3 protein-coding genes are annotated in these 12,564 nt (G+C 41.4%); 2 read left to right on the plus strand and 1 reads right to left on the minus strand.

Features of this window, described 5'->3' with window-relative positions:
• Positions 1–52 precede the first annotated feature (52 nt).
• Positions 53–2,866, minus strand: coding sequence for a RemA C-terminal-like gliding motility protein (locus tag P1K33_RS12550; protein ID WP_284653330.1), 2,814 nt, complete (start codon positions 2,864–2,866; stop codon positions 53–55).
• Between the two features lie 561 nt (positions 2,867–3,427).
• Between P1K33_RS12550 and P1K33_RS12555 the strand changes: the two genes are divergently transcribed.
• Together P1K33_RS12555 and P1K33_RS12560 are read left to right on the plus strand one after the other, a co-directional pair.
• Positions 3,428–3,862, plus strand: a complete 435-nt coding sequence (locus P1K33_RS12555; protein WP_284653331.1) for a hypothetical protein — start codon at positions 3,428–3,430, stop codon at positions 3,860–3,862.
• Between the two features lie 8 nt (positions 3,863–3,870).
• Complete coding sequence (locus P1K33_RS12560; RefSeq protein WP_284653332.1) at positions 3,871–12,552, plus strand: FIDD domain-containing protein; 8,682 nt, start codon at positions 3,871–3,873, stop codon at positions 12,550–12,552.
• Positions 12,553–12,564 lie beyond the last annotated feature (12 nt).

Consider the following 12,564-nt stretch of genomic DNA (forward strand, 5'->3'; position numbering starts at 1 on the left):
AACCACCCAAATCTTGCGATAAAGGTGGTAGCTGATAGGATAACAGGGTTAGTTATTGTATCAACGTTTTCTTTGTATAAGTTTGACCGTTATCTAAAGTAACTTTTACCAATAGCATTTGTGGTGCGCTTTGCAGTTGGATAGCTTCCAAAGCATGGGTTGACAAATTGCCTTTGCTGAATAACTGTTTTCCAAGTACATCAAACATTTCCACTTTGGTAATCGCTGTTGAAGCACAATACACAGAAAGACCATTGCTGTTTGAAACTACTTTGATTTCGTTATCAGAAACTGTTGGTGTATCAGTTCCTAAAGCCTGAGTCGTATATCTCAATTCAAATCGGTCATTGAATGTTCCGTTTACAGTAGTAAAGGTATAATTTCCATTTTTTAAATTATGGTAAAGACCGGTATTTTTATCCAATAAATATACATCCTGATTTTCAAATACACCATCAAAATTCTCTAAACTGATGGTTAAGTTGCCCTCAATCGTGGTTGAATATCCGAAAGGTACAATATCTTCTGCTGAGAAAGGCAAAGCTTTACCCTGAATCGATAAATCTGTGGTGCCAACAGTTGTATAGATGGCAACTGCATTTCCAACCGGAGTTGTTTTTCCGTCAAATAAAGGATCAAAATCGTTTGTAGCATTTTGAATATAACCCACAAGCATTTCGTTATAAGCGCCTTCGCTGTTGCTCAATGAAACCCATACCCTGTTTTTCTCTAAACCTTGAGAAACTGAACCGCCATCATTGTTAGCTACCGGAGCATTGGTTCTGAAAAACTGATTGTTATTACCAGAAATTCTCATCGAATTTTTAAACGTAGCCGAATAAGTTCCATTTCCTAATGCTGTATTGGCTTCGATAAAGAAACCCTGACCTGCTGCCACTTTACCTGATGGAGTAGCTCCGCCAGTAATTGCGGCAGTCGCTGTTGCCACACCACCGGTTAAATTATACTTCGCATAATCATTAGCCGTATAATTATTATTGGTAATGGCTGTATTGTGGGTCCAAAGGAAAATTGTTCCGTTAACCACACCCGAATTGGCTGCATCGGTAATGAATAAATCAATATCAATCGCTGACGGATATGGATTCCCAATTAAATTATTAGTTCCTGTTGATTTTATGATAGGCGTTGTAATAATCCCATTATTTGGCGTTCCGATAAAAGTAGCCTGTAAAACTAAACTCGGACTATAAGTTAAATTTTCAGGACCTCTCGCAAGATATCCTACTCCCGGAGTCATGCTGGCAGAAACACTTTGATACACAAAATTATTAATGCTTGGGCTAAATGAATAGAAATAAGAATCACCAGGCACTTGGCTTAAAGTCGCATTGCTTATTGGTGACGACCAATAACCATAATCATACAACTTCATTGGCGCTGTATTTCTTTTGTATACAATATTCCCTGAATTAGAGGCAAAATCATTAGTCTGAACTAAACTGGCATTGTTTTCAAAAGTCAAAGAACCACCTGGGCTAACCGAAACATCGTTAGTTAACGTTAAAGTATGACCTGAATTGAAAACAACAGTTCCTGAAGTCACCTGACATGAACATCCTGATACATTTCCGGCGGAAGAATAATTCCCTGAAAACACCAATTTTTGAGCCGATGTTGGTGTACCATTTGACCATACTGAACCATTCCAGGTATTCGTTGGCTGTTGTGAAATAACAACATTAGCTGAAGCTATTGAAGTACAAGAACCTAATGTTGCTGTAACAGTATAAGTTCCGGCTGGTGCTGTCACTGTCGAACCTGATATTGAAACTCCGGTTGAAGGAGAAACAGCATAAGTATAAGCAGCATTATAATTGGTTATGATAAAACTTCCTGATGTTAAAGTACATGATGGTTGTGTTAAACCACCAACGGTTGGTTGTGCCGGAGTTACCGGTTGTGCATTAATAGTAGTGCTGGTTGTTGCTGAAATACATCCTGCATTTTTGGCCGTTACATTATAAGTCCCAGTCGGTACTGAAGTAAAAACTCCGGTAGTGTTGGTATAAGTTGAACCATCGATACTATAGGTCATTCCCGAACCCGTTGGACTGTTTACGGTAATTGTTCCGAGTGCACTACAGGTTGGCTGTGTTAAAGTCACTGATGGTGCCACCGGTATCGGATTAACAGTTACCTGAACTGCTTTTCTTGGTGTTGTTGCACTGGTTGAAACAGTTACTGCTTCAACATAATAAGTAGTGGTTGAAGACAAAACACCTGTTGTATAAGTCACAGTATATGGACTCGTGGTAGCCGTTGTTGTATAAAAAGGGCTGCCTCCTGAGGAAACGGTATAAAATTTAAATGTTGTAGAAGAAGTTGGTGCCGGATTTTGCGAAGCTGTAATCACTGAAGTACCTGAACCACAAATTGAAGTTGCAGAAGCAATAACCACATTAAATCCTCCATCAGAAACCAAAGTAGGGAAATCTGTGATTGCTCCTCCACCTCCATTACAGGAAGCCACTTTAATCGAGCCAATTTTAATAAGGTCAGAGGCACTACAGTTACTTCCTGCACTTATATTTCCACCGCTTTCCACAACGATTGAAGAACCGGCTGCCAGAGACAAATTGTAATTTCCGGTAGAAAAATCAATATTAGCATTGTTTCTGATAACAAACTGAATCGCACCATAACAACTAAGATCCAAATTTTGATTCATCACCAAATTAGTTGCATTTGTACCATTTCCAATATAAATCGTGGTACATCCTGAAAATGTACTACACGTAATCGTACTAGAATTTACGTTTGGTGAACCGGTTAAAGTACACTGCGCAGAAACTTCCTGGATTAGACCTAATACAATGACTAATAAAAATAATTTTCTTTTCATAATTTGCTTTTTTTTAGATTTGGGATAAAATCAGGTAGCAAAGCTACTCTGCAAGCTATTAATCCTACAATTTTCCCGATGTTCGACCTAAAAACTCTACGAACTACACTTTTATTGCATTTAATAGTGTATTTGTGACTTTTATCGAATAATTATTCATTTCAAGCGGCTGTATTTAGTGTTTTTTTATGAAATCATTAACAAAAAGCCGCGAAAACGATTTCGTAACAAACCTATTTACGGTTAAATAAAAGCTTTGGTTTTTATCAAAACTTAAAACTCAGGCAGACCAACCTGAACAACCATTCTTTTATGCACTTCGGATGAAATTAGCTACTAATTAGGCGCTTATAAAGAAGAATTGATGATTACATCAGAATTTAAGAACACTTTATCTATTTAATTTGACTGCTTGAGGCTAAGTAGCTACATTTGGATGCTATTCTTTTTTTATCAAACAATTAACAGAGTTTACAATATTATTTTTAAAATAATCCATACAAAACATTTGTTTTCACACTAAAAAACCAATTAAACTAATGATTCAATAATACTAAAAAAATGAAATCCCAAACCTGCATATCAGTCCTTTTTGTGCTTTTCAGTCAACTATTTTATGCAAAAGATATTTATGTAAACGATTTTTCGACAAAAGGAGACTTATATACTTCCACCATTGGAAACGATTCTAATAATGGCTTGTCATCCGATGCTCCAAAACTGACTTTGTTGGCTGCTTATGAAATTGCTTTAAAAGGTGACACCATCTATGTTGACAACGGGATTTATAATTGGGATGATTTTTTATTCCAATCAGGTAATAATTCAAAAAATATCCAAATAGTAAGAGCTGATACTCCAAAAGAGATTTTCGAAAAAACAGCCTTACCCAAAGATCAAAAAGTTTCTCCTGAAATTTTTTATATCATCAATGACAAACCGGTTAGCAGAGAAGAATACATGCGACAATTGCAATATTCCTCCAGAAAAAAATAAACTCAAATATGAAACTCAAATGTCCATATTTACTGGTTATTTTCGCGGCTTTATGTCTCACCACACCGGCTTATGCCCAACCTTCCAATGATACCTGTGGTGCAGCAATTCCAATAACGGTTACTGCCGGTTCCTGTAACTCAATCCTTTATACAAATGTGGCTGCTACAACCACCGGAGATCCGGCAACTCCTGCCTGTTGGTTGCCCAACAGCATGAGCCATAGTGTGTGGTTTTCGTTTACGGCTACCACAGCCGATATTGAAATTTCAACCAATTTCGGAGGTACTTTAGCCAATACACAAATAGCTGTTTTTAGTGGTAGCTGTGGTTCATTAACCCAAATAGCCTGTCAGGAAGATATCAACACCGGTGGAGGTCTTTTTCATACCAATGTCATTCTTCACGGATTAACCATCGGGAATACTTATTATATCGTTATAGACGGAAATGGAAATAGCACGGGAACTTTTGGAATTTGTGCTCAGGAAACTTTACCGGTCGGACCGCCACTTCCTGTTCAGGATTGTGCCACCGCACAAACGTTATGTAACACTTCTAATATTACTGTTCCAAATGGAATCGGTGGCGTTGGTGTCAGTCAGGAAAATCCAAGTTGCTTTGGTGCGCCAGGAGAAAGAGCCTCCAATTGGTACACCTTTACAGTAGCCACAAGCGGAAATTTATGCTTTGCCATTACCCCGACTGCAGTCATAGATTATGATTTTGCAGTTTACAATACCTCTTCGAGCTGTCCCGGAACAGAATTATCCTGTAACTGGAGCCCAACCACAGGTGTGGCCGGAACCACCGGATTAGGTTGCGCCGGAGGACAATGTAATGCTTGTCTGGCAGTTACAGCCGGGCAAACTTATACTATTTTAGTCGATCGTTATACCGCTTCCTCTTCGGCTGGATTTACGATGAGTTTTGGAGGAACAACCGCTACTTTCGCCAGTCCGAATCCAACTTTTACCGCAACAACGGCTTGTGTTGGAAATGCCACACAATTCACCAATACCACCAATGGAAATTTCACCTACAACTGGACATTCGGCGATGGTTTTACTTCCAATTTGGAAAACCCATCACATACGTATGCAGCAGCAGGCACTTATAATGTAACCTTATTGCTTACCGCTGTTCCAGGTGGTTGTCAAAATGCCATAACCCAATCGGTAACGGTAAACCCATTGCCTACTGTTGATGCAGGAACCGGTGGCACAGTTTGTTCGGGTAATTGCATTACCCTGGGCGGAACTACAAATGCAGTTGGATCTGTTGGCCCCGTTTCTTTTTCAAATACTAATTCCTATGCCATTCCTGACGGAAGCACTACCGGAGTTAATGCACCAATCACTGTTTCGGGAGTTTCACCAGTTACTATCGCAAATGCTTCAATAAATTCTGTTTGTATTAATTTAACCCATCCCTGGGATTCGGATTTAGATATTTTTCTGGTAGCGCCCAATGGCACAACCATCGAGCTGTCAACAGACAATGGTGGATTAGGGGACAATTATACCAATACCTGCTTTACGCCAACTGCCGGTACAGCCATAACTGCCGGTGCCGCTCCATTTACAGGAACCTTTTCTCCCGAACAGGCTTTCAGTTTATTAAACGGCAGCAATGCTAATGGAACATGGCAGCTTTTTGTTCAGGATGATGTTGGCGGTGATATAGGCACAATAAATAGTTGGTCGATTGAGTTCAACAACAATCTGCCTGCGTTTACCTGGTCACCTACAACCGCAATGACCAACTCAACTACGTTAAGTCCAACAGTTTGTCCAACAGCAACTACGACTTACACCTTGACAGCTAACAATGGTGTTGGATGTACCACAACTGACACAGTCACTATTAATGTAACTGCCGCAACCACCACACCAACTTTCACTGCTGTGGATCCAATCTGTTCCGGCGCAAGTTTAGCCGCTTTGCCTACGACTTCCAATAACGGAATTACAGGAACCTGGTCGCCAGCCTTAAACAATACGGCAACCACAACGTATACTTTTACACCAACTGCAGGACAATGTGCGATACCAACAACCTTAACGATTACTGTTAACCCAAATGTCACTCCGACATTTACGGCTGTCGCTCCGATTTGTTCCGGCGGAACCTTATCGGCTTTGCCAACGACTTCCAATAATGGAGTTACCGGAACCTGGTCACCTGCCTTAAACAATACGGCAACTACTACTTATACATTTACACCAACTGCCGGTTTGTGCGCATTACCAACAACGTTAACGATAACCGTTAATCCAAATGTTGTTCCGACATTTACCGCGATAGCTCCGATTTGTTCAGGTGCAACCTTATCGGCTTTGCCAACAACATCTAATAATGGAATTACCGGAACCTGGTCGCCGGCTTTAAACAATACGGCAACCACTACTTATACATTTACACCAACGGCCGGATTATGTGCGGTGCCAACAACGTTAACCATTACCGTTAATCCAAATGTCACTCCGACATTTACTGCTGTAGCTCCGATTTGTTCGGGCGGTACTTTATCGGCTTTGTCAACGACTTCCAACAATGGCATTACAGGAACCTGGGCTCCGGCTTTAAACAATACGGCTACGACAACTTATACTTTTACGCCAACGGCTGGTCAATGTGCGGTGCCAACCACTTTAACCATTACCGTTAATCCTAACATCACGCCGACATTTACCGCTGTAGCTCCAATTTGTTCCGGTGAAACCTTATCGGCTTTGCCAACAACTTCCAACAATGGAATAACCGGAACCTGGTCGCCAGCGCTTAATAATACTGCAACCACAACCTATACATTTACTCCGACAGCAGGGCAATGTGCGGTATCAACGACTTTAATGATTACCGTTAATCCGAATATCACACCAACATTCACGGCTGTGGCTCCGATTTGCTCCGGCGGAACCTTATCGGCTTTGCCGACGACTTCCAATAATGGAATTACCGGAACCTGGTCACCGGCTTTAAACAATACTGCTACGACAACTTATACTTTCACGCCAACGGCTGGATTATGTGCGCTGCCAACAACCTTAACCATTACCGTTAATCCAAACATTACACCGACATTCACAGCAATCGCTCCGATTTGTTCGGGCGGAACCTTATCGGCTTTGCCGACGACTTCCAATAATGGAATTACCGGAACCTGGTCGCCGGCTTTAGACAATACGGCAACCACTACTTATACATTTACACCAACTTTCGGACAATGTGCATTATCTACAACATTGACTATAACCGTTAATCCGAATATCACTCCGACATTTACTGCGGTAGCGCCAATTTGTTCCGGTGGAATGTTATCGGCTTTGCCAACGACTTCCAACAACGGAATTACCGGAAGTTGGGTTCCTGTACTTAACAATACAACAACCACAACCTATACTTTCACGCCAACGGCCGGATTGTGTGCGGTGCCAACGACCTTAACCATTACCGTAAATCCGAATCCAACCATCATTGGGACTCTGACTTTCTGTAATGGCAGCACTTCTCAGCTTAGCGGTTCGGGAACTCCGGCTGTAGTTTCGCCTTGGATTTCTTCCAACACAACTGTTGCAACCGTTAATAGTTCAGGATTAGTAACCGGTGTTTCAAATGGCACTTCGATTATAACTTATACTGACAATAATAGCTGCAGCGCAACGGCAACAGTTACTGTCGCCACCAATATCACTCCGACATTTACAGCAGTAGCACCAATTTGTTCCGGTGGAACCTTATCGGCTTTGCCAACAATTTCCAATAACGGCATTACAGGAATCTGGGCTCCGGCAATTAATAATGCCGCAACCACAACTTATACATTTACCCCGACAGCCGGACAATGTGCGGTATCAACAACCTTAACGATTACGGTTAACCCGAATATCACGCCAACCTTCGCTGCTGTGGCTCCTATTTGTAATGGCGCAACCTTATCGGCTTTGCCAACGACTTCCAACAACGGAATTACAGGAATCTGGGCTCCGGCAATTAATAATGCCGCAACCACAACTTATACATTTACCCCGACAGCCGGACAATGTGCGGTATCAACAACCTTAACGATTACGGTTAACACGAATATCACGCCAACCTTCGCTGCTGTGGCTCCTATTTGTAATGGCGCAACCTTATCGGCTTTGCCAACGACTTCCAATAACGGCATTACCGGAACCTGGGCTCCGGCTTTAGACAATACAAACACAACAACTTATACTTTTACACCAACTGCAGGATTATGTGCGGTACCAACGACCTTAACCATTACCGTTAATCCGAATATCACTCCAACATTTACGGCTGTAGCTCCGATATGTTCGGGAGGAACTTTATCGGCTTTGCCTACAACATCCAATAATGGAATTACCGGAATCTGGTCGCCGGCTTTAGACAATACGGGAACTACAACTTATACTTTCACGCCAACGGCCGGATTGTGTGCGGTGCCAACGACCTTAACCATTACCGTAAATCCGAATATCACTCCGATATTTACGGCTGTGGCCCCGATTTGTTCGGGCGGAGCTTTAGTCGCTTTACCAACGACTTCCAATAATGGAATAACCGGAACCTGGTCACCGGCTTTAAACAATACTGCTACGACAACTTATACTTTCACGCCAACTGCCGGATTGTGTGCGGTATCAACAACACTAACGATTACAGTTAATCCAAACATTACACCGACATTCACAGCAATCGCTCCGATTTGTTCGGGTGGAACCTTATCGGCTTTGCCGACGACTTCCAATAACGGCATTACAGGAACCTGGTTGCCGGCTTTAGACAATACGGCAACTACAACTTATACGTTTACGCCAACTGCCGGATTGTGTGCGGTATCAACAACACTAACGATTACAGTTAATCCAAACATTACTCCAACATTCACGGCTGTCGCTCCGATTTGTTCCGGTGGAACTTTATCGGTTTTGCCAACCACTTCCAATAACGGAATCACGGGAACTTGGGCTCCGGCTTTAGACAATACAAACACTACAACTTATACATTCACACCAAACGCAGGACAATGTGCGATATCAACAACGTTAACGATTACAGTTAATCCAAACATTACGCCAACATTCAATGCGGTGGCTCCGATTTGTTCCGGTGGAACTTTATCGGTTTTGCCAACCACTTCCAATAACGGAATCGCAGGAACCTGGTCACCGGCACTCAACAACCTGGCGACTACAACTTATACGTTTACACCAACAGTGGGCATTTGTGCAACGACCAATACATTAACCATCATAGTGTATTCTTTACCGCAAATCAATGCGATAGCACCTTTATATTATTGTGATCCGAACAATGATGGTTTTGGTACTTTTGATTTGACACAAGTCATTCCGACAGTTACCGGAGGCGTTCCTTATCCGGTTAGTTTTCATGAGACCGTAACGGATGCCGAAATTAATGGAACAACCATTCCAACTCCTTCTGCTTACGACAATATCCATGTTGATGCTCAGACTATTTATATCAGGGTTGAATCGACTGAGAGTTCGGGATGTTATGAAATACTTACTTTGGAATTAATTGTGAATCCAACTCCTGAAGCGATTGAGCCACAAGATTATCATATTTGTGATGACAATCATGACGGATTTGCCAGTTTTAATCTGAATACAAGAACGCTTCAAATATTGGGTTCAATAAGTTTGACTACACATTCCATTGGTTATTTTACAAGTTTGTCTAATGCCCAGTCGAATAATAATCCAATCAACAATATTACTGCTTTTATCAACCAAACCATCAATACCCAAACCATTTGGGTTCGTGTTACAAACAATGCCACCGGCTGCTATGACATCGTGACTTTACAATTAATTGTAGACCCTCTACCATTAGCAACCCAACCTAATTATGCGCCTTACAGCCTTTGTGATTATTCACTACCGTTGGGCTATGAAGAGTTTGATTTAGCCTCAAAAATCTCAGATATATTATTAGGTCAAATGGGCATGAATGTTCGTTTTTATTATAGTGAAACAGATGCTTTGGAAGATGTAGATGAATTGCCTTTATTGTATACGAATGTCGAACCTTATGTTCAGACGATTTGGGTAAAAGTTGAAAATGCAAACACCAGATGTTCGGTTTTATCAACGATGGATCTTCGTGTTGAACCGTTACCAAGCCCTATTCCGCAAAACGAACCTTATACGATTTGTGATGGTAATCAAGACGGATTTAGTACATTTGATTTGACTACTTTAACGGTTGACATTCTTCAGGGAGCCGATTACACCATTACCTATCATGAAACGGCAACCGACGCACTGTTAGGCAACAACCCATTGATTAGTCCTTATGACAATATCAGTCCGTTTGTACAGTATATTTATGCTTCTGCCCTTGACAACAGCAATGGCTGCAGAAGTATTATCCCTATAGAATTGAATGTTGAACCTCAACCAATAATGCCAATTGATGTTCCGGATCTGATACAGTGTGATGAAGACAACAATACCCAAAATCAAACAATGTTTTTTGATTTGACTCAAAATACCTCAATGGTATTGGCTGCCCAAGAGTTTAACCCTTCTAATTTTACGGTAACTTATTATACCTCACAGGCTGATGCCATAGACGGAATTGCACCAATTATCCCGGCAACAAATTATGTGGGCAGCAATCACGAGATAATTTGGGTGAGAATCGAAAATAATACCTCGCATTGTTTTGCTATTGGTTCGTTTGAATTATTGGTGAATCCGCCATTGCTTTTGACAACGCCAACGCCTTTAAGTTTGTGTGATTCAGATGATTTCTCTAACAATCAATACACTACTTTTGATTTAACCGTGAAAGAACTGGAGATTACCCAAGGTCAGGTCAATATGACGGTAACTTATTATCCAAGTTATCCGGTTACTGCGTTGAGCATTCCTATCGACAATCCAATAGCCTATACCAATATTTTACCGGGTGTACAAACTCTCGGGGTTATGGTATCCAATGCACAAGGCTGCAGAAGTTATACGTCTTTAGACATTAGGGTTTTACCGGTTCCGACACCAAACACAAATGGCCTTAGCCCATTGGCACCACAATGTGACGTGAACAATACCGGTGATATGCTTGAAGTATTTGATTTGACCATTAACGCTGCCTTAATCATCAATGGTGACCCTACTTTAGTGCTGCATTATTATCCGAGTCCTGAAGATGCGATGACACAAACCAATGAAATCATGAATCCTTCAGCGGCATTGGTGGGAGAAAACGTTTGGATTCGCGTTGAAAATAACCGAATTGATTATCTGGGCAACCATTGTTTTGCATTGGTAGAACAACCTTTAACCGTAAATCCGTTACCGACAATCATTCAGCCTTTAACCGTTCAGAATTGTGATGATGATACTGATGGTCAGGCTCTGTTTGATTTGACTGATACTACTCCAACCCTGTTGGGCAATAATCAATCGCCAACAGATTTTACGATTACTTATTATACCACGGCTGCTTCTGCGCAATCGGGAACAAATGCTATTGCAAATCCAACCAACTATACCAATCAAACCAATCCACAAATTATTTACATCCGGGTGGTTAATAATACCACTGGTTGTGTGAATTATGGTGGCCAATTTACTTTAGTTGTGAATCCGAAACCAACTGCGGTTGCTCCGGCTAACTTTGCTACTTGTGATACTGACGGAACAAACGATGGCTATTTTACTTTAGACCTAAGTGCGTATATCTCCGGAATCATCGGCAGTCAAACCGGCGCAAACACGACTTTCCATGACAATCAGGCTGATGCTGAAAACGGAACAAATGCGATTACAGATTTGGCCAATTATCAGGCATATAGCCATACGCTATGGATTCGGGTGGAAAATACAACCACCGGTTGTTACCAATTGGCTTCATTTGTTTTAACCGTTGAACCATTGGCAGAACCGCAAATCACTTCTGCTGCCAATACCATTTGTGTGGAATATGGAACCAATATTTTACTAAGTGGCTTGACCTTAAACAGCGGCATCACCAATCCAAATTATACTTTTGCATGGTCACTTGATGGTGTGGTAATTCCGGGTGCGACAAGTTCAACTTATGACATTACCGCTGTGGCTCCGGGAGATTATACAGTCATTGCCACCAGTTTGAACCCGCCGTTATTGGGATGTACTTCGCTAGTTTCCAATACTTTTACCGTAATCCAATCCGGTCCGGCTCAAGCGAGCGAACCAGCCTATACGGTAAGTAATCCTTTTGGTGACAACCAAATCATAACGGTTAATGTGGTTGGTTATGGACAGTATGAATTCAGTTTGGATGATGGTCCGTTCCAAAGCAGCAATGTTTTTGAAAACGCAACATTACATCCTCATACGATAACGATTCGCGATGTAAAGGGCAATACCAGTTGTGGTGAAATTGTAATCGAAAATGTTCTAACCATTGACTATCCGCATTACTTTACGCCAAACGGAGATGGTTATCACGATACCTGGAATGTAACCGGGCTAGCCAACAGACCGGCCAAACTGTACATTTTTGACCGTTATGGAAAACTATTGAAACAAATCAGTACTTCCGGTGAAGGTTGGGACGGAACTTATAATGGCCATCTGATGCCAGCTACTGATTATTGGTTCAAAGTGGAATATCAAAATGGTGCGCAATGGAATGAATTCAGGGCACACTTCTCTTTAAAAAGGTAATTTTTTAATCTT

It is taken from the genome of Flavobacterium terrisoli (assembly GCF_030167905.1).
Taxonomy (GTDB): Bacteria; Bacteroidota; Bacteroidia; order Flavobacteriales; family Flavobacteriaceae; genus Flavobacterium; species Flavobacterium terrisoli.